This window comes from Streptomyces sp. YPW6 (genome assembly GCF_018866325.1).
Taxonomy (GTDB): domain Bacteria; phylum Actinomycetota; class Actinomycetes; order Streptomycetales; family Streptomycetaceae; genus Streptomyces.
Genome location: NZ_CP076457.1, coordinates 5,488,333 through 5,513,176, shown reverse-complemented (window position 1 = coordinate 5,513,176; position 24,844 = coordinate 5,488,333). Strand labels below are relative to the sequence as shown.

Annotated in this window: 18 protein-coding genes and 1 pseudogene; 7 read left to right on the top strand and 12 right to left on the bottom strand. The window is 72.5% G+C overall.

The window, feature by feature from the left end; all coding sequences use genetic code 11:
- Positions 1-47 precede the first annotated feature (47 nt).
- The 4 genes from KME66_RS24215 to hrcA form a co-directional block, all read right to left on the bottom strand.
- Positions 48-794, bottom strand: coding sequence for a 16S rRNA (uracil(1498)-N(3))-methyltransferase (locus KME66_RS24215; protein ID WP_216325856.1), 747 nt, complete (start codon positions 792-794; stop codon positions 48-50).
- A complete protein-coding gene (locus KME66_RS24210) occupies positions 791-1,864 on the bottom strand; it encodes a nitronate monooxygenase (protein WP_073216888.1) in 1,074 nt (357 codons plus the stop codon). The genes KME66_RS24215 and KME66_RS24210 overlap by 4 nt, the downstream gene beginning before the upstream one ends.
- Positions 1,865-1,996: 132 nt before the next feature.
- Entirely contained in the window at positions 1,997-3,136 is a 1,140-nt protein-coding gene (gene dnaJ / locus KME66_RS24205; RefSeq protein WP_216325853.1) for a molecular chaperone DnaJ, read from the bottom strand.
- The gene (gene hrcA, locus KME66_RS24200; RefSeq protein WP_006124340.1) at positions 3,137-4,153 is read right to left on the bottom strand and encodes a heat-inducible transcriptional repressor HrcA; all 1,017 of its coding nucleotides are present in this window, start codon (positions 4,151-4,153) and stop codon (positions 3,137-3,139) included.
- Between the two features lie 164 nt (positions 4,154-4,317).
- On the opposite strand from hrcA, the gene KME66_RS24195 reads away from it, so the two are divergent.
- From KME66_RS24195 to KME66_RS24185, 3 genes are all read left to right on the top strand, one after another.
- Entirely contained in the window at positions 4,318-5,049 is a 732-nt protein-coding gene (locus KME66_RS24195; protein WP_216325851.1) for an MBL fold metallo-hydrolase, read from the top strand.
- A gap of 233 nt (positions 5,050-5,282) precedes the next feature.
- Positions 5,283-6,101: a DUF3097 domain-containing protein gene (locus KME66_RS24190; protein ID WP_216325848.1), complete on the top strand. Its 819-nt coding sequence runs from the start codon at positions 5,283-5,285 to the stop codon at positions 6,099-6,101.
- A 142-nt stretch (positions 6,102-6,243) separates the two neighbouring features.
- Positions 6,244-9,120, top strand: coding sequence for an ABC transporter substrate-binding protein (locus KME66_RS24185; protein ID WP_216325845.1), 2,877 nt, complete (start codon positions 6,244-6,246; stop codon positions 9,118-9,120).
- A 48-nt stretch (positions 9,121-9,168) separates the two neighbouring features.
- Here KME66_RS24185 and hemW read toward each other — a convergent pair whose 3' ends face one another.
- From hemW to KME66_RS24170, 3 genes are all read right to left on the bottom strand, one after another.
- A complete protein-coding gene (gene hemW, locus KME66_RS24180; protein WP_073216875.1) occupies positions 9,169-10,410 on the bottom strand; it encodes a radical SAM family heme chaperone HemW in 1,242 nt (413 codons plus the stop codon).
- A 276-nt stretch (positions 10,411-10,686) separates the two neighbouring features.
- Positions 10,687-12,975, bottom strand: coding sequence for a SpoIIE family protein phosphatase (locus tag KME66_RS24175; RefSeq protein ID WP_253208466.1), 2,289 nt, complete (start codon positions 12,973-12,975; stop codon positions 10,687-10,689).
- 115 nt (positions 12,976-13,090) lie between these two features.
- Positions 13,091-13,576, bottom strand: a complete 486-nt coding sequence (locus KME66_RS24170; protein ID WP_073216869.1) for a DedA family protein — start codon at positions 13,574-13,576, stop codon at positions 13,091-13,093.
- A gap of 331 nt (positions 13,577-13,907) precedes the next feature.
- Here KME66_RS24170 and KME66_RS24165 point away from each other — a divergent pair, with 331 nt between their 5' ends.
- Complete coding sequence (locus KME66_RS24165; RefSeq protein ID WP_216325842.1) at positions 13,908-15,128, top strand: MFS transporter; 1,221 nt, start codon at positions 13,908-13,910, stop codon at positions 15,126-15,128.
- Between the two features lie 390 nt (positions 15,129-15,518).
- On the opposite strand, the gene KME66_RS24160 is transcribed toward KME66_RS24165, so the two are convergent.
- Together KME66_RS24160 and lepA are read right to left on the bottom strand one after the other, a co-directional pair.
- A complete protein-coding gene (locus KME66_RS24160; protein ID WP_073216865.1) occupies positions 15,519-17,408 on the bottom strand; it encodes a long-chain fatty acid--CoA ligase in 1,890 nt (629 codons plus the stop codon).
- 338 nt (positions 17,409-17,746) lie between these two features.
- The gene (lepA, locus tag KME66_RS24155; RefSeq protein WP_073216862.1) at positions 17,747-19,621 is read right to left on the bottom strand and encodes a translation elongation factor 4; all 1,875 of its coding nucleotides are present in this window, start codon (positions 19,619-19,621) and stop codon (positions 17,747-17,749) included.
- 228 nt (positions 19,622-19,849) lie between these two features.
- Between lepA and rpsT the strand changes: the two genes are divergently transcribed.
- A complete protein-coding gene (gene rpsT, locus KME66_RS24150; RefSeq protein ID WP_073216859.1) occupies positions 19,850-20,116 on the top strand; it encodes a 30S ribosomal protein S20 in 267 nt (88 codons plus the stop codon).
- Positions 20,117-20,565: 449 nt separating this feature from the next.
- Here rpsT and holA read toward each other — a convergent pair whose 3' ends face one another.
- Positions 20,566-21,552 (bottom strand): DNA polymerase III subunit delta, encoded by a 987-nt coding sequence (holA, locus tag KME66_RS24145; RefSeq protein WP_216325839.1) that lies wholly within the window; start codon positions 21,550-21,552, stop codon positions 20,566-20,568.
- A gap of 93 nt (positions 21,553-21,645) precedes the next feature.
- Here holA and KME66_RS24140 point away from each other — a divergent pair, with 93 nt between their 5' ends.
- The gene (locus KME66_RS24140; RefSeq protein ID WP_216325836.1) at positions 21,646-21,891 is read left to right on the top strand and encodes a hypothetical protein; all 246 of its coding nucleotides are present in this window, start codon (positions 21,646-21,648) and stop codon (positions 21,889-21,891) included.
- Positions 21,892-22,118: 227 nt separating this feature from the next.
- Here KME66_RS24140 and KME66_RS24135 read toward each other — a convergent pair whose 3' ends face one another.
- Positions 22,119-23,000 carry a YceI family protein gene (locus tag KME66_RS24135; RefSeq protein WP_216325833.1) on the bottom strand — a complete coding sequence of 294 codons (882 nt, stop codon included), beginning with the start codon at positions 22,998-23,000 and terminating at the stop codon, positions 22,119-22,121.
- 260 nt (positions 23,001-23,260) lie between these two features.
- Here KME66_RS24135 and KME66_RS24130 point away from each other — a divergent pair, with 260 nt between their 5' ends.
- Positions 23,261-23,722, top strand: a complete 462-nt coding sequence (locus tag KME66_RS24130) for a pyridoxamine 5'-phosphate oxidase family protein (RefSeq protein ID WP_216325829.1) — start codon at positions 23,261-23,263, stop codon at positions 23,720-23,722.
- Between the two features lie 285 nt (positions 23,723-24,007).
- On the opposite strand, the pseudogene KME66_RS24125 reads toward KME66_RS24130, so the two are convergent.
- A pseudogene (locus tag KME66_RS24125) lies at positions 24,008-24,619 on the bottom strand (ComEC/Rec2 family competence protein); the annotation flags it as partial.
- Between the last annotated feature and the right edge of the window lie 225 nt (positions 24,620-24,844).

Here is a 24,844-nt window from a genome sequence, read left to right as displayed (position 1 = left end):
TCGTGACCGGGTGATCAGTACAGGGGCATGCTATCGCCGGGCCCCGTTCACCCCCAGCGGCCCGTACGTCCCAGCAGCAGCGCCGTCGCCGCCGTCCCCGCCGTGGACGTGCGCAGCACACTGCGGCCGAGCCGGTAGGGGCGGGCGCCCGCCTCGGCGAAGGCGGTCAGTTCCTGCGGGGAGACGCCGCCCTCGGGGCCGACGACGAGCACGATCGAGCCCTCGGCCGGGAGTCCGGCGGTGGCCAGCGGGGTGCTGTCGTGGTCGCGGTCCTCGTGGAGCACCCCCGCGAAGTCGGCTCCGGCGAGCAGGGCCGCGACCTGCTTGGTCGTCATGGCCTCGGCCACCTCGGGGAAGCGCACCCGGCGGGACTGCTTGCCCGCCTCCCGGGCGGTGCTGCGCCACTTCGCCAGGGCCTTCGCGCCCCGCTCGCCCTTCCACTGGGTGATGCAGCGGGCGGCCTGCCAGGGCACGATCGCGTCCACGCCGGTCTCGGTCATCGTCTCGACGGCCAGCTCGCCCCGGTCGCCCTTGGGGAGGGCCTGGACGACGGTGATCCGGGGCGTGGGCTCGGGCTCCTCCCGGACGCCCGCCCGGAGCGCGACGGTGAGGCGGTCCTTGCCCTCGGCGGCGCGGACCACGCCCTCGGCCCAGTGGCCGTGCCCGTCGGTCAGGACGACGTCCTCGCCCGGCTGGAGCCGCTTGACGGAGACGGCGTGCCGCCCCTCGGGGCCCTCCAGGACGAACTCCGTTCCGGTGGGCATCCGTTCGACGACGAAGACCGGTGCGGTCACCGGGGGCTCCTCATGCTCAGGGCCGCCCTGGCGGCCTCCAGTTCGGCGGCGAGCAGCTCGGTCAGCTCGCCTGCGGGCAGTTCGCGGGCCATCCGGTGGCCCTGTCCGGCCCACAGGGCCATGCCCTGGGCGTCCCCGGTCCTGGCGGCGGCCTGGCGCAGCCCGCTGGTGACGTAGTGGACCTGGGGGTAGGCGGCGGGGGCGTACGGGCCGTGTTCGCGGACGAAGCGGTTCACCAGGCCGCGGGCGGGCCGCCCGGAGAAGGCACGGGTCAGTTCGGTGCGGACGAACAGGGGGTTGGTCAGGGCCTGCTTGTGCAGGAGGTGCGCGCCGGACTCGGGGCAGATCAGGAAGGCGGTGCCGAACTGGGCGGCGTCCGCGCCCGCCGCGATGACGGCGGCGATCTGGGAACCGCGCATCAGGCCGCCGGTGGCGACGATCGGGATCTGCACGGTCTCGCGGACCTGGGCGACGAGGGAGAGCAGCCCGGTGCCGGTCTGGTCGAGCTGCGGGTCGTCGCGGTGGGTGGACTGGTGGCCGCCCGCCTCGACACCCTGGACGCAGACGGTGTCGGCGCCCGCCCACTGGGCGCTCTGGGCCTCCTCGGCGGAGGTGACCGTGACGATGGTGTGCGTACCGGCGCGGGCGAAGGCGTCGAGCGTGTCGCGGGTGGGGCAGCCGAAGGTGAAGGAGACGACCGGGACCGGATCGTCCAGCAGGATCGCGACCTTCGCCTCGTAGGCGTCGTCGCCGCTGCCGTCCGGGTCGCCGAGCGGGGTCTCGTACCAGGCGGCCTCGCCGGCGAGCTGGTGGCGGTAGACCTCGACGGCGCTGGGGTCGGCGAGCGCGGGCTGCGGCATGAAGAGGTTGACGCCGAACGGGCCGGCGGTGAGCCGGCGGAGCTGTTTGATCTCGTTGTACATCCCGTCCGCCGTCTTGTACCCGGCGGCCAGGAATCCGAGCCCGCCGGCTTCGGCGACGGCCCCGGCGAGCTGGGGTCCGGACGCGCCGCCCGCCATGGGGGCCTGCACGATCGGATACCGGCAGAGATCGGTCAACGCGGAGGACATGAGCGCATCGTGCCACGTCCCGCCCACGGGGCCGAATCAGCCAGTCGACGGCCTGACCGGTTCTCCCGCCGAACGCCGCACCGCCCGCCGGTGAGGAACCGGCGGGCGGTGCGGTGAAAGGCGGAAAGCGGTTCAGCGGCCGTTGAACGCGTCCTTCAGACGGGAGAAGAGGCCCTGCTGACCTGGCTGGAACTGACCCAGGGGTCGTTCCTCGCCGCGGAGCTTGGCCAGCTCCCGCAGCAGCCGCTCCTGCTCGGGGTCGAGCTTGGACGGGGTGATCACCTCGACGTGGACGATCAGGTCGCCCCGGCCGCCGCCGCGCAGATGCGTGATCCCGCGCCCGTGCAGGGGGACGGACTGGCCGGACTGGGTGCCGGGCCGGATGTCGATCTCCTCCAGGCCGTCCAGCGTCTCCAGCGGGCACTTGGTGCCGAGGGCCGCTGCCGTCATGGGGATGGTGACCGTGCAGTGCAGGTCGTCGCCGCGCCGTTGGAAGACGGAGTGCGGCAGCTCGTGGATCTCCACGTACAGGTCGCCGGCCGGGCCGCCGCCGGGGCCGACCTCGCCCTCTCCGGCGAGCTGGATGCGGGTGCCGTTGTCGACGCCGGCCGGGATCTTGACCGTGAGCGTCCGCCGCGAGCGGATACGGCCGTCTCCGGCGCACTCCGGGCACGGGGTGGGCACGACCGTACCGAAGCCCTGACACTGCGGGCAGGGCCGCGAGGTCATGACCTGGCCAAGGAAGGACCGGGTGACCTGCGAGACCTCGCCGCGTCCGCGGCACATGTCGCAGGTCTGGGCGGAGGTGCCGGGGGCCGCGCCCTCGCCGCTGCAGGTGTTGCAGACGACGGCCGTGTCGACCTGGATGTCCTTGGTGGTGCCGAAGGCCGCCTCGTTGAGGTCGATCTCCAGCCGGATCATGGCGTCCTGGCCGCGCCGGGTCCGCGAACGGGGCCCGCGCTGCGCGGCGTTGCCGAAGAAGGCGTCCATGATGTCGGAGAAGTTGCCGAAGCCGCCGGCTCCGAAACCGCCCGCGCCACCGCCGCCGCCGTTACCGGAGAGCGGGTCGCCGCCGAGGTCGTAGACCTGCTTCTTCTGCGGGTCGGCGAGCACCTCGTAAGCGGCGTTGATCTCCTTGAACCGCTCCTGGGTCTTCGGGTCCGGGTTGACATCCGGGTGCAGCTCGCGGGCGAGCCGACGGAATGCCTTCTTGATCTCGTCCTGAGATGCGTCGCGGCGCACGCCGAGTACGGCGTAGTAGTCCGTGGCCACTTACGACTCCGCCAGGATCTGTCCGACGTAACGTGCCACTGCGCGTACCGCTCCCATCGTTCCGGGGTAGTCCATGCGGGTCGGTCCGACCACGCCGAGTTTGGCGACTGCCTCGTCGCCCGAACCGTAGCCGACCGCGACGACGGACGTGGAGTTGAGCCCCTCGTGGGCGTTCTCGTGCCCGATCCGTACGGTCATGCCGGAGTCCGTGGCCTCACCGAGCAGCTTCAGCAGGACGACCTGCTCCTCCAGTGCTTCCAGCACCGGCCGGATCATCACCGGGAAGTCGTGTCCGAAGCGGGTGAGGTTGGAGGTGCCGCCGATCATCAGCCGCTCCTCCGTCTCCTCGACCAGGGTTTCGAGGAGGGTGGAAAGAACCGTGGAAACCGTCCCCCGGTCCTCGCTGTCGAAGGATTCTGGCAGCTCCTGCACCAGGCGCGGGACATCCGCGAAGCGGCGTCCGACGACCCGGCTGTTGAGCCGGGCCCGCAGATCCGCGAGCGATGCCTCACCGAACGGCGCAGGGCAGTCGATCATACGCTGCTCGACGCGGCCGGTGTCCGTGATCAGGACGAGCATCAGCCGGGCGGGGGCGAGCGACAGCAGCTCCACGTGCCGCACCGTCGAACGGGTCAGCGAGGGGTACTGCACGACGGCGACCTGCCGGGTCAGCTGCGCGAGCAGCCGCACGGTCCGCCCGACCACGTCGTCGAGGTCGACCGCGCCGTCGAGGAAGTTCTGGATGGCCCGGCGCTCGGGCGAGGAGAGCGGCTTGACGCCCGCGAGCTTGTCGACGAAGAGGCGGTACCCCTTGTCGGTGGGGATGCGCCCCGCGCTCGTGTGCGGCTGGGCGATGAAGCCCTCGTCCTCCAGCACCGCCATGTCGTTGCGGACGGTGGCCGGGGAGACCCCCAGCCGGTGCCGCTCGGTCAGCGCCTTGGAACCGACGGGCTCCTCGGTGCCGACGTAGTCCTGGACGATGGCGCGCAGCACTTCGAGTCTGCGTTCGCTGAGCATCGCGCACACCTCCAGCTGTCTGTCTCCGGTCTCCGACTGGCACTCGGTGCGTACGAGTGCCAGCAATCCCGTCGTCAGTGTACGGGGGTGGGGTGGGGCCTGGGCAAGGGCGACCGGCCGCCCTCCCACCGGACCGCGCAGGTCGCTGCCGATAGCGTCCTGGTATGGACGTCGCTTGGGAAGACTTCGGGTGGGAGCGGTTGGGCGACGGCGTCGGCCGGCGGCGGCTCCCCGGCTGGGACGCCACCGTGGCGCTGGTCGCCGGGGCGGAGGGGGTGCTGCTGTTCGACACGGGGTCGACGCTGCGCGAGGGCGTGGAGCTGCGGCGGCAGGCCGAGGCGCTGCTCGGCCGCAGGGTGACGCATATCGCACTGAGTCATCCCCATTTCGATCATGTGCTGGGCGCGGCGGCGTTCGCCGGGGTCCGGGTGTACGGCTCGGCGGGGCTCACCGCCCTGCTGCGGAACGGGGAGCAGGGGCTGTACGCGGACGCCGTGCGGCACGGCGTCCCGGAGGACGAGGCGGCCCGGTCGGCCGGCACGCTGGTGGTCCCGCACGAGGAGGTGCGCGGCGAGCGGGCGCTCGATCTGGGCGGCGGCCGCCGGGTACTGCTGGCCGGTCTGGGTCCGGCCCACAGCGGCCACGACCTCGCGGTGCTGGTGCCGGGCTCGGAGGGCGAGCCCCCGGTGGTGCTCTGCGGCGACCTGGTCGAGGAGTCGGGCGAGCCGCAGGCGGGCACGGACGCGGTCCCCGCGCGGTGGCCCGCCGCGCTGGAGAGGCTGCTGGAGCTGGGCGGCGAGGACGCGCTGTACGTGCCGGGGCACGGGGCGGTGGTGGACGCGGCGTTCGTCCGGGCGCAACGGGCGGCGCTGGCGGAGCGGTTCGCGGCGGGGTGAGGAGCATCGCGGCGGTGCCGAGGACGTTCACGGCGGCATGAGCACCGTCGCGGCGGGCGGCGTCCTGGCGGCGGTGCCGAGGGCCCGCGCGGCGGCGTGAGGAGCGTCTCGGCGAGGCGGCGGTTCCTCGGCGGGGTGAGAAGCATCGCGGCGGCGTGTGGAGCGTCACGGCGGGGTGAGGGTTCGGGGCGGCGTGAGGTTCTTCACGGCGGCGGGCCGATTATCGTCGGGCCATGCGCAGCTACCAGCCGGACCTGACCCCGCCGTGGAAGCGGTCCGCCCCCGTGCCCGAGGTGCCCGCCGAACCCGATCTGGTCGTGGAGGAGGTCGCCACCGGCTTCTGCGGGGCGGTGATCCGCTGCGAGAAGACGGCCCAGGGGCCGACGGTGACCCTGGAGGACCGGTTCGGCAAGCACCGGGTGTTCCCGATGGAACCGCGCGGCTTCCTGCTGGAGGGCAAGGTCGTCACCCTGGTGCGCCCGGGTCCCGGAGGTCCCGCGCGTCCCACGCGTACGGCCTCCGGTTCGGTGGCGGTGCCCGGCGCGCGGGCCCGGGTGGCACGGGCCGGGCGGATCTATGTGGAGGGCCGGCACGACGCGGAGCTGGTGGAGCGGGTGTGGGGGGACGACCTGCGCATCGAGGGCGTGGTCGTGGAGTACCTGGAGGGCATCGACGACCTTCCGGCGATCGTCGGGGAGTTCGGGCCGGGACCGGACGCCCGGCTCGGGGTGCTGGTGGACCATCTGGTGCCCGGCTCCAAGGAGTCCCGGATCGCCGACCGGGTGACCGGTGACCACGTGCTGGTGGTGGGGCACCCGTACATCGACGTGTGGGAGGCGGTGAAGCCGTCGTCGGTGGGGATCGACACCTGGCCGGTGGTGCCGAGGGGGCAGGACTGGAAGACGGGGGTGTGCCGGGCTCTGGGGTGGCCGGAGAACACCGGGGCGGCCTGGCAGCACATTCTGTCGAAGGTCCGCAGCTACAAGGACCTGGAACCCCAACTGCTGGGCCGAGTGGAGGAATTGATCGACTTCGTCACCCTTCCGGACTGATGTCCCCGGGCTGACTCCCGCCCTTCCCGGACGATCGCATACCGATCTCTGGGAATGTCTGCGTCCCACACGCACCATCGGTTATTGAGGGTTACACGAGAGGACGGACGGGCCGGCGGTTCACGGGGGAAGGGTACGGGCGATGGCGCGCGAGGTCTGGCGGGACAGTGCGGACAACGAGGCGGCTTCGGCCGTCTTCCACCTGATGCAGCAGCTGATCGACCGGTACCGGGTCAACCGCCCGGTGATGCCGCTCGTGGTGGCCCAGGCGGCGGACGCGGGGGCCGGTCCGGAGATCGACGCGCGGGTGGAGCAGCTCGTGCACCAGGTGCACCGGGCCAACGAGTTGCGCCGGGTGCCGGTGCGGCTGCTGGACGGCGCGGGGGCGACTCCGTACGAGGCGGCGCTCGACATGGTGCGCACGCTCTCGGAGAAGCCGTGGGAGACCCGCGAGAACACCCAGTACAAGAGTTTCGCCTTTCCGCGCTCGCGGCTGCTCGGGGCGATCGAGCAGGCCACGGCGACGGTGGTGGGGCAGTCCGGCGGGAACCCCGCCGAGGTCCGCGAGGAAAGGATTCTGGAGCAGCTGAGCCGGTTGCGCTGGCGCTCCGGCAGGCCGCGCGGCGGGACCCGGTGGGACGTGCTGCGGCAGTCGGTGCGGCCCGAGACGTTCGTCGGAGCCCTGTTCATCGCCCTGCTCAGCGTGCTGCTCGGGGAGATCGACTGGCTGCTGACGGTCCTGGTGGCGACGGTCGCGCTGATCGGGCTCGCGGTGGTGGGCCTGGCGCGGCGGGCCGCGCCGCCGCTGCTGTGGCTGCGCCGGGCCAGCCGGTGGTTCGCCACCACCTCCTCGCTGGCCGCCTCCAGCACCGGGTATCCGTCGGACGGCTGGTCGTGGTTCTCGCCGAGCGGTTCGTGGCGGGTGATCCGTGCGCGGGCGGCGGCGGTCGCGGAGCGGGTGGCGGACGCGGGGGCGGGCGACGAGTACGCGCGCCAGTTCCATCTGGAGCTGCGGGTGCAGGCGCTGCTGGAGGACCTGCGGCACAACTACCGCCCGCACTCCCTGGACTGGCGGCGCAGCAAGCGCACGGTCCCGCCGGTGGTGTTCCTGCCCCGGGCCACGCAGGACAACGGCGGCATCCTGCTGATCAACGCGATCAACAACGTACGGTCGCGGCGCAGTGAGGTGGATCCGCTGCTGCTGCTCGCCTCGCTGCCGGCCTCCGAGATCATGCGGCACACCCCGCCGCTGCCCCCGGAGCGGCCGGGTCCGGGGACACCGACCGGTTCCTCCGGTGCGCGGGCCCGTTACGAGCGCTGGGTCGACGATCTGAGCCTGGGCCAGTCGCCGGTGGCGGCGGCGACCCTGGCGTGGGTGCTGCTGCTGCCGCTGTCCACCGAGAAGCTGACCCATGAGCACGCCCACGCGCAGCTCGTCACCCACCGGGTGCGGCGCACCTGGGCGTGGTGGGTGATGTCGCGGGCGACGCTCGCCGTGGCCGTCGTGGGCTCGCTGCTGGGGGCGTTCCTGTGGGCGGGGCACTGGCGCGACACCTACTGCCACGGGCCGCTGACCGACCGGAACACGGACGCGATCTGGCAGGGGCCGGACGGCGACCGGGAGTGCGTGGGGGTGGCGACCGCGCCCGAGGTGCTCTTCGCGCGGGGCAACGACCTGGAGCTGAACGGGGCGGGCAAGGGCATCACGTTCGAGCGGATCGAGCAGGCGATCCGCGAGGAGAACGACGACATCGAGGACGACGACGCGTATGTGACGATCGTCTACGCCGGTCCGCTCACCGCCACGGGCAAGGACCCGGAGGCGACCCGCAAGGGGCTGGAGGAGCTGACCGGGGTCTACCTCCAGCAGCGCGCGGTGAACAAGACGGTGCGCCGGTCGGTGAAGCTGCGGGTGCTGACCGCCAACGGCGGCGAGGACCTGCTGCGGCAGATCACCGCCGTGGAGAAGATCATCGAGGTGGCCCGGCGGGATCCGACGGTGGTCGGGGTGGTCGGTCTCGGCCGGAACACCCAGGAGAGCGAGCAGGCGACGAAGCTGCTGCGCGAGGCCGGGCTGCCGCTGGTGAACACGACGAACTCCAGCAGCGACCTGCCCCGCGATTTTCCGAACTACTTCGGCCTGGCGGCGACGGACGAGGAGCAGACGCATGTGCTGGGTCTGGTGGCCCGGCAGATCGCGCGGGGGCTGGACCGCCCGTACGCGATCGTGCTGTCGCGCAAGGACCTCAACGGAGACCTGGACCGGTACACCGCCGAGCAGCGGGACGCGGGCCGCAAGATGCTGGAGGACGCGGGATTCCAGCCGGGCAAGGACGTGACGTACGACCTCGCGGGCGGGGCGAGCCTGAACGCCCCGCTGACGAACATCTGCCGGGCCGAGCGGGTGCCGGACGCGCTGTACTTCGCCGGGCGGGTCGAGGACGTGCCGACGCTGATGCGGGGCCTGTCGGAGACGACCGGGTGCTCGGACCGGCGGATGACGGTGTTCACCGGCGACGATCTGACGAAGGGGACGTTCAACGACTCCACGTCCATCGCGGCCAACGTCACGCTCTACCACGCCTCGCTCGCCCCGCTGGACCGGGGGAAGAACCTCGGCTTCTACGGGGACGCGTACCGCACCCTGCGACGGCTGCACCCCGACGGGGAGGTCGCCGCGCTGGTCTCGGGGCGTCCGGCGTACGAGGACGACCTGTTCGCCAGCGGGCAGACCGTGATCGCCTACAGCGCCACGGCGGCCCTGTACGACGCGGCGGCGCGCGGCGACAGGCGGCGGAGCGCGGCGGAGACCTGGGCGACGCTGCACACGGTGGACCTGAACAACATGCCGACGGGGACGATCTCGTTCAGCCGGGCCCGGTCCTCGGTCGCGGACAACGTGCACGGCCTCAACATCGTGAAGGTGGTCCGGCCGGGGCCGAGCGCGGAGCGGACCCTGGTCTGCGGCAAGCCCGCCGGGGTCGCGCCGCCGCTGACGGCGAAGGACTGCAAGCCGTGAGGGCCTCCTCCCGGGGGCTCGCCGGACGGGAGGGCCTCGCCCCCGGGCTCAGTCGACCAGGTCGCGGACGACGGCGTCGGCGAGGAGCCGCCCGCGCAGGGTGAGGACCGCGCGGCCCCTCCCGTACGGTTCCGGCTCCAGCAGCCCGTCGGTCAGGGCGCGGCGGGACGCGGCGAGGCCGTCGGGTTTCAGGAGGTCCAGCGGGCAGCCCTCACGCAGCCGCAGCTCCAGCAGGACGCGCTCGACCCGGCGGTCCTCCCCGGCGAGGATCTCGCGGCCCGCGCCGGGCGAGCGGCCCTCGGCGAGCGCCTGGGCGTACGCGCCGGGGTGCTTCACGTTCCACCAGCGCACGCCGCCGACGTGGCTGTGGGCGCCGGGGCCCGCGCCCCACCAGTCGGCGCCGCGCCAGTAGAGCTCGTTGTGCAGGCAGCGGCCGGCTTCGGTGGTGGCCCAGTTGGAGACCTCGTACCAGTGGAATCCGGCGGCGGCGAGGGCCTCGTCCGCGATGAGGTAGCGGTCGGCGTGGGCGTCGTCGTCGGTCATCGGGATCTCGCCGCGCCGGATGCGGCGGGCGAGCTGGGTGCCCTCCTCGACGATCAGCGCGTACGCGGACACGTGGTCGGGGCCCGCGCCGATCGCGGCGTCCAGAGTGGCGCGCCAGTCGTCGTCGGACTCGCCGGGGGTGCCGTAGATCAGGTCGAGGTTGACGTGGTCGAAGCCCGCCGCGCGCGCCTCGGCGACACAGGCCTCGGGGCGGCCGGGGGTGTGGGTGCGGTCGAGGATCTTCAGGACGTGCTGCCTGGCGCTCTGCATCCCGAAGGAGACGCGGTTGAAGCCGCCCTCGCGCAGGGCTTCGAGGTAGGCCGGGCCGACGGACTCGGGGTTGGCCTCGGTGGTGATCTCGGCGTCGTCCGCGAGCCCGAACTCGTCCCGGATCGCCCCCAGCATCCGGACGAGGTCGGCGGCGGGCAGCAGGGTCGGGGTACCGCCCCCGACGAAGACCGTACGGACCGGGCGCGGGTCGTCGCCGAGGACCTTGCGGGCCTGGCGGACCTCCTCGATCAGGTGGACGGCGTAGTTGTCGCGGGAGGCCAGCGCACCGCCGGAGCCGCGCAGCTCGGTCGCGGTGTAGGTGTTGAAGTCGCAGTAGCCGCAGCGGGTGGCGCAGTACGGGACGTGCAGGTAGAAGCCGAGCGGGCGGCCGGCTGCGCCTTCCAGGGCATGGCGGGGCAGCGCCCCGTCGTCGGGCACGGGCTCACCATCGGGCAGTACGGAAGGCATACCGACCATTGTCGCTCGCCGCCGGAGCTTCCCGGACCGGGCGGGCCGTGACCGGAATCCGGGGCTGCCCGGGCGGGCTGTCGCCGGACACGGAGGCTTCCGGGGCGGGCGGGCTGTCGCGGGTATCCGGAGCTTCCCGGGCAGGCTGTCGCGGGTATCCCGAGCTTTCCGGGCGGGCTGTCGCCGGTATCCCGAGCTTTCCGGGCGGGTGGCTGGGCATCGGGCTGATGGCCTCCCGGACCGGGCGGGCGGGGCGGAAGGCCGGTCCGGGCCCGGTCCGGGCGTTCAGTCCGCGTGCAGGACCAGCAGGGCCACGTCGTCGTCCGGGGGCTGCTCGGCGAACTCGTGGACCGCGCGCCGGATCTTCTCGGCGGTGGCCTCGGCGGGCAGCCCGGCGCATCCGGCCAGCACCCGGGCCAGCCCGTCCCCGTCGTCGAACATCAGCGGGCCCGACCGCCGCTCGGTCACCCCGTCGGTGACGCAGAGCAGCGTGTCCCCGGGCGCGAGGTCGAAGACCTGGCTCTCGTACGCCACGTCCTCGACGACCCCGAGCAGCACCTGGGGCTCGGCGGCCGGGTGTACGGAGCCGTCGGGGCGCAGGAGCAGCGGCAGCGGGTGCCCGGCGCTGGCCACCGTGCAGCGGACCCCGCCGTCGGGGAGCGGCACGACCTCCCCGTACAACAGGGAGAGGAACCGCGACTGGGTGCCGTCGTGGAGCTGCTGGCCCCCGGCGGCGGCGACCATCAGGGCGGCAGCCTCGGCGGCCTCCATGGCGTCGTCGAGGAGCAGGCGGTTCAACCGGTCCAGGACCTCCCCGGCGCCGAAGCCCTCCCGGGAGAGCAGCCGGAGCCAGGGGCGGGCGAGTCCGGTGACGACGGCGGCCTCGGGGCCCGAGCCCTGGACGTCGCCGAGGACGAAGCACCAGCGGTCACCGGGGCACGGGAAGATGTCGTAGAAGTCGCCGCCGACCACACCGTCGCCGCTCGGTTCGTAGACGAGGGCGCTGGTGACGCCGGGGATGTCCGCGACCTTGCTGGGGAGCAGGCCGCGCTGGAGGATCCGGCTGATGGTGGCCTGCCGGGTGTAGGCGCGGGCGGCGCCGACGGCGAGGCCGAGGCGGCGGACGAAGTCCTCGATCAGCGAGGAGACGGCCTCGGGCACCTGGGCGACGCCCTCGCGCCCGACGAGAACGGTGCCGAGCATCCGGCCCCCGGCGGTGATGCGGAAGGCGAGCGCGGCCCCGTCCCGGCCCCCGGAATACGGGGGCACGGCCTCCCCGGTCCGCTCGTACTGGTCGGGCCCCTCGTGCTGGTCGGCCTCCCTCTGCTGATCGGGCTCTCCGTGCTGGTCGGGCTCCCCGTGCCGGCCGGGCTGATCAGCGGGGCTCGCGGGCCGACCGGGCTGTTCGGCGGGGCTCGCGGGCACACCGGACCGAACAGCTGCGCTCGCGGGCCGACCGGGCTGTTCGGCGGGGCCTGCAGACCCGTCCGGCCGGTCAGCGGGGCTCGCGGGCCGACCGGGCTGTTCGGCGGGGCTCGCGGGCATACCGGGCTGTTCGGCGGGGCTCGCGGGCCGACCGGGCTGTTCGGCGGGGCCGGCAGACCCGTCCGGCCGGTCAGCGGGGTGCACGGGCCAGGGCACGGCGACGGGGCCGGAGCCCGCCCCGGCGGGAAGGGTGAGCGGGGCCCGCTCCAGGGCGTCGCGCAGGGGCTCGACGCCGGTCTCGTCGCTGTGCCAGACCCGGGCGAGCCGGGGTTCGGCGGCCGGTCCCCCGCCCTCGGTCTCCAGCCAGATCGCGCACCAGTCCGCGAGCCGGGGCACCAGCAGCTGGCCCGCTATGGCGGCCACCAGGTCCTCGTCGAGCTGCCCGGCGAGGAGGTCGGAGGCCTCGGCGAGAAAGGCGGGGGCGCCCCGGCTGTCCCAGACCGCGTCGTCGCGCTCGGTGCGCCGGGGTGCGGGGGCGAGGATCTCGGCGGCACGCAGGCCGCGCCGCAGCGCCTCCCCATCGGGCGGGGCGGGCGGGGCGCTCCAGTCGTCGACGGGGAGGCGGGCCCAGACGGTCTTGAGGCCGGTGCGGTAGGTGATGCCCCAGGAGTCGGCGAGGGTCGCGACGAGGTGAAGCCCCCGGCCGTACTCGGCGGGGTCCGGGAGCTCCCCCGCGGCCGCCGCGTCCGGTTCCGGCCCGGACTCCGGCTCGTCGCCGCCGACCGGGCGGGCCGGGTGGTGGTCGGTGACCTCCAGGAGGAGGGCGGCGGCCGGTTCGTCGCCGCCCTCCTCCTCCAGCCTGAGGACCAGGTCGACGGTGGTGCCGGCGTGCACGACGGCATTGGTGACCAGCTCATTGGTGACGGTCACGGCATCGTCGGCCAACCGGTCGCTGAAGCCCACGGCGGCGGGCACCCCGAGCCCGGTCCACTCCGCGAGCGCGGCCCGCACGAACCGCCGGGCGGCGGACGGGGCGAGCGGTATCCCGGGCAGGCTGGTGCGGCTGGCCAGGCGTGGGCCGTGCGCGCCCCCGGCACGGAGGGCGCGGGAACGCTGCACGGGGTCCCGCTGCAAGGGGATGGGCGCCACGGGGCGGCTCCTACGGTCGGACGACACCGACAGAGTGACAGACCGGCCGCATTCATAAGCACCGAGTTACGGAAGTGAGCAGAAAATCGAGCAGATTCGAACGCGCGGGACGGATTTACGACTCGCCGGAGGCGGCGTCGCCGGGGGACGGGACGGCCACCGCGCGTCGCCTGCGGTACACCACCACGCCGACCACGAGCAGGAGGACGGCCACGGCGGACACTCCGTAGGCCGTCCGCTCGGCGAAGAGACGCCCCAGCGCCTTGAGGAAACCGAATCCGGCGGTCGCGTAGATCAGCGCCCAGGCGGCTCCGCCCGCGAACAGGGCCGGGAGGTAGCGCGACAGGGGCATGCGCATGCTGCCCGCGAGGAAGTTGGCGGCGGTCTGGAACCCGACCGTCAGGAAGGAGACGGCCACCACCGGCGCGCCCCACCGCTGGATCGCCCGCTCGGCACGCCGGAACTTCGCCGAGGAGGTCCGCGCGGCGAACCTGCCGCGCCGGGCACCGGCTCCGGCGAGCCACCCGACGGCGAACGTCCCTCCGGCGCGCAGCAGGACGATGACGTACAGGGCCCCGGCCGCGAGCGCGATCTTATCCACGACACCTCACCCCGGACACCGGCTCCCGAGCCGCGGATCGCGTCGCCCGCGCCGGTCCCACCCGCATGAGCGCTCCCGCCCCGCCGGGCGCACGGCGGGCACGAGCCCGGTCACCGTCTCTCACCTGCGCCCCGCCTCTGCCCGTTCCGTCCGCCGGGTACCACACCAGGCAAGGTCAGCCTAACCGGACGCGCATACGGCGGGCACCGGTCCCCCGCTCGCTCTCGGAGAGAAACAGCCGCCACCCCCGGAGAGAAGCAGCTGACACGCGGTCGGAATGCAGCGTCGCGACGAGTGTACGTTCGTACGCTCTGGAGCTAGGGTCGTCCGCATGACCGTCGACATCGAGACACGGCCCCTCCCCGCAGCCCGCAACGCGCGGGCCGCCGTGGCCGTCCTGTTCTTCACGAACGGGGCCCTGTTCGCCAACCTGCTGCCGAGGTATCCGCAGATCAAGGAGGACCTGGCGATCGGCAACGGCGCCTACGGCCTCGCCGTCGCCGCGTTCCCGGCGGGGGCCATCACGGCCGGCCTCGCGGCGGGGGTACTGGTCCGCCGCATGGGCTCGGCGCGGGTCGCGGTCCTCGGGACCCTGCTGACTGGTGCGGGGATCCTGGCCGCCGGCCTGGCCCCGTCGGTCGCCCTGTTCGCCGTCTCCCTGTTCCTGGCCGGGGCCATGGACGCCCTCACGGACGTGGCGCAGAACGCGCACGGTCTGCGGGTGCAGCGGCTCTACGGACGGTCCATCCTCAATTCCTTCCACGCGATCTGGTCCATCGGCGCCGTCACCGGCGGCCTGATGGCGGCGGGGGCGATGTCGCTGGGCCTGTCGCTGGGCGTTCACCTCGCGGGCTCGGCCGCCGTCCTCGTGGCCGCCGCCGTGGCCGCTCTGCGCTTCTGCCTCCCGGGGCCGGACAACGGACCGGAGGAGACCGGCCGGGAAGCGCTCGGTGCGAAGGGGGCGCGCGGCACCTCGCGGGTCCGGTTCGTGCTGGCGGCCCTCGTCCTGATCGCCACAGCCGGGACACTCGTGGAGGACGCGGGAAACTCCTGGGCCGCTCTCTATCTGAGCGACGCCCTGCACGCCTCCGCGGCACTCGCCGCCTGGGGCTTCATCGCTCTGGTGGGCGCCCAGTTCATCGGGCGCGTCATCGGGGACCGCCTCGTCGACCGCTTCGGGCAGCGCGCCGTGGCCCGGTCCGGCGGTCTGATCACCGCGGCCGGGATGGGTCTCGCCCTGGCGGTGCCGACGCTGCCCGGTACGGTCCTGGGCTTCGCCCTGGCCGGATTCGGGGTGGCGACCCTGGTGCCCGCGGCGATGCACGAGGCCGACGTACTCCCCGGCCTCAAGCCCGGCTCGGGTCTCACGATCGTCTCCTGGCTCATGCGGCTGGGCTTCCTGCTGTCACCCTCGGTCGTCGGCCAGGTAGCCGACGCGGCCGGCCTGCGCACCGGCCTGCTGGTGATCCCCGCCGCCGGAGTGCTGGTGGTCCTGCTCGCCGGGGTCCTGCGGCCCGTCGCGGCTGAGGCGCAGGGGGGCGGCGAGCGGTGAGCGGTGGACGGCGGGCCGTCCGTGGGGCGGCCGCGGCTGAGGCGGGAGGCGGGGCGGAAGGCCGCTGCTGAGACGCGGGAGGCGGGGCGGAAGACCGCTGCTGAGACAGAAAGCGGAAAACGCCGAATGAGGCGGAAGGCGAGGGACGAGGCGGAGGACGAGGGCCGAGGCGGAGGACGAGGGCCGAGGCGGAGGGCGGGAGGCGCCGGGCGGCCCGTGGCCCCGGCCGGGCTCCGGCGCACGGAAACGTACGGCCCGGCGCACGGAAGACAACCGGGCGGGGAGTCCGCGCCCGTGAGGGTCCGCACTCCCCGCCCGTACCCGTCCGGGGCCGAGCCCCCGGACGGGTTCACGCGCGCAGCCGCTGAGCCTCGCGCGAGCCTGCGTACATCAGGCCTCTCGTGAGCCCGCGTACATCTCGTCGATGAGCCCCTGGTACTCGCGCTCGACGACCGGCCGCTTAAGCTTGAGGCTGGGGGTCAGCTCGCCGTGCTCGACGTCCAGGTCGCGCGGCAGCAGCCGGAACTTCTTGATGGTCTGCCAGCGCTGGAGGCCCTCGTTGAGGCGCTTGACGTAGCCGTCGATCAGCTCGACGGTCTGCGGGGCAGCGACGACCTCCGCGTACGACTTGCCCTCCAGGCCGTTCTCCGCGGCCCAGCCGAGGACGGTGGGGCCGTCGAGTGCGATGAGCGCGGTGCAGAAGTTACGGTCCGCGCCGTGCACCAGGATGTTGGAGACGAACGGGCAGACCGCCTTGAACTGGCCCTCGACCTCCGCCGGGGCGACGTACTTGCCGCCCGACGTCTTGATCAGGTCCTTCTTGCGGTCGGTGATGCGCAGGTAGCCGTCGGCCGACAGCTCGCCGATGTCCCCGGTGTGGAACCAGCCGTCCGACTCCAGGACCTCCTCGGTCTTGTCGGGCAGCTTGTGGTAGCCCTGCATGATGCCGGGGCCGCGCAGCAGGATCTCGCCGTCGTCCGCGATGCGCACCTCGGTGCCGGGGAGCGGCTTGCCGACGGTGCCGGTGCGGTAGGCCTCGCCCGGGTTGACGAAGGAGGCGGCGCTGCTCTCGGTGAGGCCGTAGCCCTCCAGGATGTGCACCCCGGCGCCCGCGAAGAAGTAGCCGATGTCCGGCGCGAGGGCGGCGGAGCCGGAGACGCAGGCGCGCAGCCGGCCGCCGAAGGCCTCGCGGATCTTGGAGAAGACGAGCGCGTCGGCGACCTTGTGCTTGGCGCCGAGTGCGAAGGGGACGGACGCCTTGCCGGTGCGCCGGAAGGTGTCCTGGGAGACCTTGGCGTACTCGCGGGCCACCCCCGCCGCCCACTGGAAGATCTTGTACTTGGCGCCGCCGCCCGCACGCGCCTTGGAAGCGACCCCGTTGTAGACCTTCTCGAAGATCCGGGGAACGGCGGCCATGTAGGTCGGCTGGACGACCGGCAGGTTCTCGATGATCTTGTCGATGCGGCCGTCGATCGCCGTGACGTGGCCGACCTCGATCTGGCCCGAGGTGAGGACCTTGCCGAAGACGTGGGCGAGCGGCAGCCAGAGGTACTGCACGTCGTCGGCGTTGATGAGGCCGGTCGAGACGGTGGCCTTGGCCATGTACGACCAGTTGTCGTGCGGCAGCCGTACGCCCTTGGGCCGGCCGGTGGTGCCGGAGGTGTAGATGAGGGTCGCGAGCTGGTCGGCGGTGATGGCGGCGACCCGCTCGGTCACCGCGTCCGGGGTCTTGGCGAGCAGCTCGCCGCCCCGGGCCTCCAGGTCCGCGAGGGTGACGATCCAGCCCTCGGGATCGTCCTCGGCGGGCTCGGCGCCGGCCGGGTCGATGACGACGACATGGGCGAGGTCGGGCAGTTCGGCACGGCGCTCGCGGGCCTTCGCCAGCTGCTCGGCGTCCTCCGCGATGAGGATCCGGCTCTCGGAGTCGGCGAGGATGAACGCGGACTCCTCGGCGTTCGTGGAGGGGTAGATCGTCGTGGTCGCGGCGCCCGCGCACATCACCCCGAGGTCGATGAGGACCCACTCCACCCGGGTGGCCGAGGAGAGGGCGACCCGCTCCTCCGGCTGCACGCCGAGCGCGATCAGCCCGGCGGCGATCGCGTAGACCCGCTCAGCGGCCTGGCCCCAGCTCAGCGACTTCCAGTCGTCGGGCCCCTCGCCCGAGGCGGACGGCACCGGATAGCGGTACGCCTCCCCGTCCGGGGTCGCCGCCACGCGGTCGATGAAGAGGGACGCCACGGAGGGCGGCCGGTTGTCGATCAAGGTCTGTGTGTCGCTCACGACGTCCTCCGGGCCTGCGGCATTGCTACGACCGGCTTCTTTGATCCTGCGACTACTGCTGCTGTCCTGCTGCGCAACCTGCTTGTTCAGCTTGTTTAACTGGCGAGTAACCATCGATGCGTGATCAGAGTAGAGCGCACGCGCGCCCCACGTAAGAGGCAACGGGCCGCCGCTTTCATAACGAAAGGGCCCTCACGCCGCACGGTACTGCGGCGTGAGGGCCCTTGGCACCGTTCACCGGCCCGGTCCCGGGCGGGGCGGGCGAGGCCGTGCGGGCTCCGGCCGGGCGGCGGCCCCGAGGGGACTGCTTCCCGGCGCCGGGGCCGGGCCCGGGAGGGCTACTTCTTGCCCTTGCCGTCCCCCGCGGACTCGTCGGTCGACAGGACGGAGATGAAGGCGTCCTGCGGAACCTCCACGTTGCCGACCATCTTCATCCGCTTCTTGCCTTCCTTCTGCTTCTCCAGCAGCTTCCGCTTACGGGAGATGTCACCGCCGTAGCACTTGGCGAGGACGTCCTTGCGGATGGCGCGGACGGTCTCACGGGCGATGACCCGGGCGCCGATCGCCGCCTGGATCGGCACCTCGAAGTTCTGCCGGGGGATGAGCTTCTGCAGCTTGGCGACGAGCCGGACGCCGTACGCGTACGCCTTGTCCTTGTGCGTGACCGCGGAGAACGCGTCCACCTTGTCGCCGTGCAGCAGGATGTCGACCTTGACGAGGTTGGCCGTCTGCTCGCCGGTGGGCTCGTAGTCGAGGGAGGCGTACCCGCGGGTCTTGGACTTCAGCTGGTCGAAGAAGTCGAAGACGATCTCCGCGAGCGGCAGGGTGTAGCGGATCTCGACCCGGTCCTCGGAGAGGTAGTCCATGCCGAGCAGGGTGCCGCGCCGCCCCTGGCAGAGCTCCATGATCGCGCCGATGAACTCGCTCGGGGCCAGCACCGTCGCCCGCACGACCGGCTCGTGCACCTTGTCGATCTTGCCCTCGGGGAACTCGCTCGGGTTGGTGACGGTGTGCTCGGTGCCGTCCTCCATCTCGACCCGGTAGACCACGTTCGGGGCGGTGGCGATCAGGTCGAGACCGAACTCGCGCTCCAGCCGCTCCCGGACCACGTCCAGGTGGAGCAGGCCGAGGAAGCCGACACGGAAACCGAAGCCGAGCGCGGCGGAGGTCTCCGGCTCGTAGACCAGGGCGGCGTCGTTGAGCTGGAGCTTGTCCAGCGCCTCGCGCAGGTCCGGGTAGTCGGAGCCGTCCAGCGGGTAGAGCCCGGAGAACACCATCGGCTTCGGGTCCTTGTAACCGCCCAGCGGCTCCTCTGCCCCGTTGTGCAGGGAGGTGATCGTGTCACCGACCTTGGACTGCCGGACGTCCTTCACACCGGTGATGATGTAGCCGACCTCGCCCACGCCGATGCCGTCGGCCGGGGTCATCTCCGGGGAGGACACCCCGATCTCCAGCAGCTCGTGGGTGGCGCCGGTCGACATCATCCTGATGCGCTCGCGCTTGTTCAGCTGGCCGTCGACGACACGGACGTAGGTGACGACACCGCGGTACGAGTCGTAGACCGAGTCGAAGATCATCGCGCGGGCGGGCGCGTCCGCGACGCCGACCGGGGCCGGGACGTCGCGCACGACCCGGTCCAGCAGCGCGTCCACGCCGATGCCGGTCTTGGCGGAGACCTTGAGCACGTCCTCGGGCTGGCAGCCGATGAGGTTGGCCAGCTCCTCGGAGAACTTCTCCGGCTGGGCGGCCGGGAGGTCGATCTTGTTGAGCACCGGGACGATGGTGAGGTCGTTCTCCATCGCGAGGTAGAGGTTGGCCAGCGTCTGGGCCTCGATGCCCTGCGCGGCGTCGACCAGCAGGATCGTGCCCTCGCAGGCGGCGAGCGAACGGGAGACCTCGTAGGTGAAGTCCACGTGGCCCGGGGTGTCGATCATGTTGAGGACGTGGGTCAGCCCCTTGTCCTCGCCCTCGGTGGGCGCCCAGGGCAGCCGGACCGCCTGGGACTTGATGGTGATGCCGCGCTCGCGCTCGATGTCCATCCGGTCGAGGTACTGAGCACGCATCTGCCGCTGGTCGACCACACCGGTCAGCTGGAGCATCCGGTCGGCAAGGGTCGACTTGCCGTGGTCGATGTGCGCGATGATGCAGAAATTGCGGATCAGCGCCGGGTCGGTACGGCTCGGCTCGGGCACGTTGGAAGGAGTCGCGGGCACGCAGGGTCCTGATTCTTGAGACGCCGAACGCCGTGTCTCGGGTCGTTGTCGGGTCGGTCGGATCGTCGGTCGGATCGATACGTAGGCTCCATCGTCCCACGCCTGCGGGGCAGCGACCGGTTTGGGCCGGTCGGAGGGTGACTGCTACCGTGGACAGCTGTGCTCGGTGACCCCTGTGGGCCGGCGAGCGCATCTGATAGATCCAACCGAACCTGAAAAGGCTCTTTCGTGGCGAACATCAAGTCCCAGATCAAGCGGAACAAGACCAACGAGAAGGCGCGCCTGCGCAACAAGGCCGTCAAGTCGTCGCTCAAGACCGCGATCCGCAAGGCCCGCGAGGCCGTCGTCGCCGGTGACGTCGAGAAGGCCACCTCGGCCGCTCGCGACGCTTCCCGTCAGCTCGACAAGGCCGTCTCGAAGGGTGTCATCCACAAGAACGCCGCCGCCAACAAGAAGTCGGCGCTGGCGTCCAAGGTTGCCTCCCTGCAGGCCTGAGCTTCCTCCCGAAGCTCACTGATGTGACATAGCCGGAACGGATCAGCGGGCCCTCTCTCCCGCCCCTGCCCGGCCCCCGCGCCGCACACCGAACCTGCGTTCGCCACGCGGGTGCGGCGCACCCCAGCACGAACCGGAAGCCCCGGCCGCCGATCTCCCCAGGTCAGCGCTCCGGGGCTTCCGCGTTTCCAGCCCGTCCGGCGACGCCCGCCGACCCGTCCGGCGGCGCCCGCAGGCCGTCCGTCGTTCGACGGGCGGACCCGGGTGATCGCACGAGCACCCGCGTCCTCCCCCAGCGCGACGCGGAGGCGGTGCCGCCGATCCCGTCGATCCCACCGGCCCCGGCCACGGCCATGGCCACGGCCACGGCCACGAAGGGTGGACCGGTCGGTGGGATCGGCGCGACCCTGCAGGCCGCAGCAGCCCCGCCCACCCCGCCCGGGAAAGCCCTACCGCCCCGCTCGCGCGGCGCGAGCGACGACGACGACGGCCTTCTCCAGGGCGTACTCGGGGTCGTCACCCCCGCCCTTCACTCCCGCGTCCGCGGCGGCCACGGCCCGCAGGGCCACCGCGACCCCGTCCGGTGTCCACCCCCGCATCTGCTGCCGCACCCGGTCGATCTTCCACGGCGGCATCCCCAGCTCCCGGGCCAGATCCGCCGGCCGGCCGCCCCGGGCAGAGGACAGCTTCCCGATCGCCCGCACCCCCTGCGCCAGCGCGCTGGTGATCAGGACGGGCGGGACCCCGGTCGACAACGACCAGCGCAGCGCCTCCAGCGCCTCCGCCGCCCGCCCCTCGACCGCCCGGTCGGCGACGGTGAACGACGACGCCTCGGCCCGCCCGGTGTAATACCGCCCGACGACCGCCTCGTCGATCGTGCCCTCGACGTCCGCGATCAGCTGGGACACCGCACTGGCCAGCTCCCGCAGATCGCTGCCGATGGAGTCGACCAGCGCCTGGCACGCCTCCGGGGTCGCGGACCGCCCGTGGGTCCGGAACTCCGACCGGACGAACGAGAGCCGCTCGGCCGGCTTGGTCGTCTTCGGGCAGGCGACCTCCCGCGCACCGGCCTTGCGCGCCGCGTCCAGCAGCCCCTTGCCCTTGGCCCCACCCGCGTGCAGCAGGACGAGCGTGATCTCCTCGACCGGCGCACCGAGATACGCCTTGACGTCCTTGACCGTGTCGGCCGAGAGGTCCTGCGCGCTGCGCACGATCACGACCTTGCGCTCGGCGAAGAGCGAGGGGCTGGTGAGCTCGGCGAGCGTGCCGGGCTGCAACTGGTCGGACGTCAGATCACGTACGTCCGTGTCGGCGTCGGCAGCACGCGCTGCCGCCACCACCTGCTGCACCGCACGGTCTAGGAGGAGGTCCTCCTGGCCCACGGCGAGGGTGACGGGGGCGAGCGGATCGTCGGTGGAGTTCTTCCTGGTGGCCATCGTCATCCAGCATCCCACGCCCCACTGACAGCCCGGGCGGTCCGGTCTCCTCCCGGGGGCGGGCCACGGCGGCCTGTACCGGAGAATGTCCGGGTGAGCGATGTGAGACATGTACTGGTGCTGCCCGACCGCGACGCCGCCGAGGAGGTGGCCGAGGGTCTGGCGGACCGTTTCGGCGTGACCGAGGAGCCCCAGCTCGTGCGGGACGCGCTGGCCGGCGAGGACGACGCCGAGGACGCCCAGTGGCTGGTGGTCGTGGAGGACGCGGCCGGCCGCCTGGACCCGTCCGCGCTGGACGAGTTCGCCGCCGAGTACGAAGGCTGGCTGGAGAAGCCGTAACGGTCCGACGCCCCCGCCGCCTGCCCGGCGCCTCGGGTCACCGGGTTCGGGTCACCGGGCGCAGACCGACAGACTCCGACCGGCGGGCTCAGGCAGACGGGCTGAGGCCGACCGGCCCGGCTCACGCCCACAAGCTCGGGGCGCTCGGCTCGGACCGACGGACTCAGGACGCTCGGCTCGGACCGACGGAGTCAGGACGCTCGGCTCCGGTGAACGACTCGGCCCGTTCAGCCCCGGGGAACGATCTGGATGTCCAGATCGATGCTGATGCTGGGCCCCACGACCGCGATCCCGCGCGCCAGCATGGTCTGCCAGGTGAGGGTGAAGTCCTCGCGGTGCAGCTCGGTGGTGGCCCGGCAGGCGGCGCGCGTCTCGCCCTCCAGACCGTTGCCGAGACCGAGATAGCGGGTGTCCAGCGTCACGGTACGGCTGACACCGTGCAGGGTCAGCGCACCGGTGACACCCCAGCGGTTGCCGCCCCGGTGGACGAAGCGTTCACTGTAGAACTCCAGCGTCGGACAGCGGCCGACGTCGAGGAAGTCGCTGGAACGCAGGTGGTCGTCACGCATCTGCGCATGGGTGTCGATCGACGCCGCGTCGATGACCACATGCATGGCGGAGTCCTCCATGCGGTCGGCGATCCGGACCGCCCCGGCGAAGGTGTTGAACCTGCTGTGAACGCGGGCCAGCCCGATGTGCCGGGCGGTGAAGCCGATCTGCGAGTGGTTCGGCTCGATGTCCCAGTCGCCGGGTTCGGGCAGCTGCGGGGGCCGCGCCACCTGGAGGGTCACATCGCCCAGGGTGGCGTGCGCCCCCTCGGTCACCGTGGCCGCCCCGTGGAACGGGGTGAACCCCTCGGCCTTGACCGCAAGCCGGTAGTCACCGGCCGGAACCGTGGCGAGAAGACCGCCGAAGGGGTCCGTCTCACCGGCGGCCACCTTGCGGCCGACGCTGTCGGTCACCACGAAGCCGGCCTGCTGAACCGGCTCGTTGACCGGATCCAGCACCCGGCAGCTGAGGACTCCCGCGGTACGGGGCACCTGGATTCCGGCGAGGGCCCCACCGCGCCCACCCGCCTGGCCTCTGATTCCCAGCCAACGGCCGAACATCTCTTCCGTACCCCCAGGGGCGCTGCGCACTTCGTGGCCCTGACAGGTGGACGTCTTCGTCGGATCAGCGGCCCGCCGACGAGCATGCATTCGATCACTGATGCGGCGTTCGAGGCACACGCAGAGCATCGGAAGGAGTTGTACAGAGGTGTTACCGAAGGTCCGAATTCATGGAGCCGACATTCGCGGAGCCTTAGGACTTCTGCCCGAGACCGCCGGCCCGAGGCGCGGAGCGGTGGTCGCCCTCTAGCGTGTCGATCATGACCGAGTACGAACCCCCGCGCAGCCGGGAGCAGCGCACGCAGGACGTCCTGGAGCGCCTGCGGCAGGACGAGGACGCATGGGTGGCGACGGCGTCCCCGGACGGCGTTCCCACCCTGGTGCCGCTGTCGTTCCTCTGGGAGGACGGCACCGGCACGCTGGTGATGGCCACCCGGCGGACCAACCCGACGGCCGTCAACGCGACTCCCCGCGGACCGATCCGGATCACCCTGGGCCACACACGCGACGTGGTGCTGATCGAGGGCGAGGCGCGGATCGTGGAAGCGGCGGACCTTCCCACCGCGACCAAGGACGCCTTCGCCGCGAAACTCCGGGGCTGGAGACCGCACGGCCCGCGCTGGGTGTTTCTGCGTGTCACCCCCCGTACCGTGCGCGCCTGGCGTGAGGAGAACGAACTCGCCGACCGCGACCTGATGCACACCGGAACCTGGCTGGTCTGACCGTGCCCCCGGCCTCGGGGACGGGAGGGGCGGAACAAGCAGGCCGACCAGCCCCGGAGAGGAGCCGCGGGCCGGGATGGGGCGGGAAGCCGCGGGCCGAGGGCGGGGAGCCTTGCGCGGGCTGCTGGGCGGCCAAGCGGCGGGCTGCTGGGCGGCCGAGCAGCGGGCAGCGGGCAGCGGGCAGCGGGCAGCGGGCAGCGGGGGGCCTTACGCGAGCGGTGGGGGACCTTGTGCGAGCGGTGGGGGACCTTGTGCGGGCTGCCGGGCGGAGCCGGTCCCGCGGTGTCATGAGCGGCCCACCGCCCGCAGTTCCTTCCCCGCGCCCGCCACCGCGATCGGGCCGTCGGTGTCGGTACGCAGGACCCGCGCCCCCGCCGCCCCGAGAGCGGCCACCGTACGGGGCGAGGGGTGGCCGTACGGGTTGTCCGCTCCGCAGGAGATCAGCGCCAGTCTCGGCCGTACGGTGTGGAGCAGCCCGGCGTCCTGGAACGCCGAACCGTGGTGGGCCACCTTGAGGACGTCCACCGGGCCCGGAGCCTCCCGACCGCGCAGCAACTCCCGCTGAGCCGGGGGTTCGAGATCCCCGAGCAGCAGCAAGGACAGCCCTCCGGCCGCTCGCACGCGCAGGGTGACGCTGGAGTCGTTCGCCTCCCCTGCCACCGCCTCGCCCGCTCCCTCGCGCCCGGGTCGCGGCCAGAGGACCCGCCACTCGACCGGGCCCCACCGGCGGCGCTCACCGGCCACGGCCCGCATGGTCGGGACCCCCGCCAAGGCCGCCGCCCTCCGTACGAACGCGGCCTGTCCGGGCGGCTCTTCGAGGCTCGTCGTCTGAATCGCGCCCACCGCCCTGCCCCTGAGCACTCCCGGCAGCCCGCGCACATGATCGGCGTGGAAGTGTTCTTCGCGTTCAGCATGTCTCATGAGACAGATGGCTTGTCACGTTCCGGGCGTTTGATCTGGCATTAGCCTCGTGCTTGGCATCCCAGGGCCGACCGGGTCGTAGTGGTTGGCTGACACATTTCGAAGCACTCACTGCTTCACCCGCAAGGGTTACTCAACGATGCCGAGCACTCGTTCTCGGATCTTGCGCTGCTCGATTCTGAGGTGGGAGACGCGAAGATC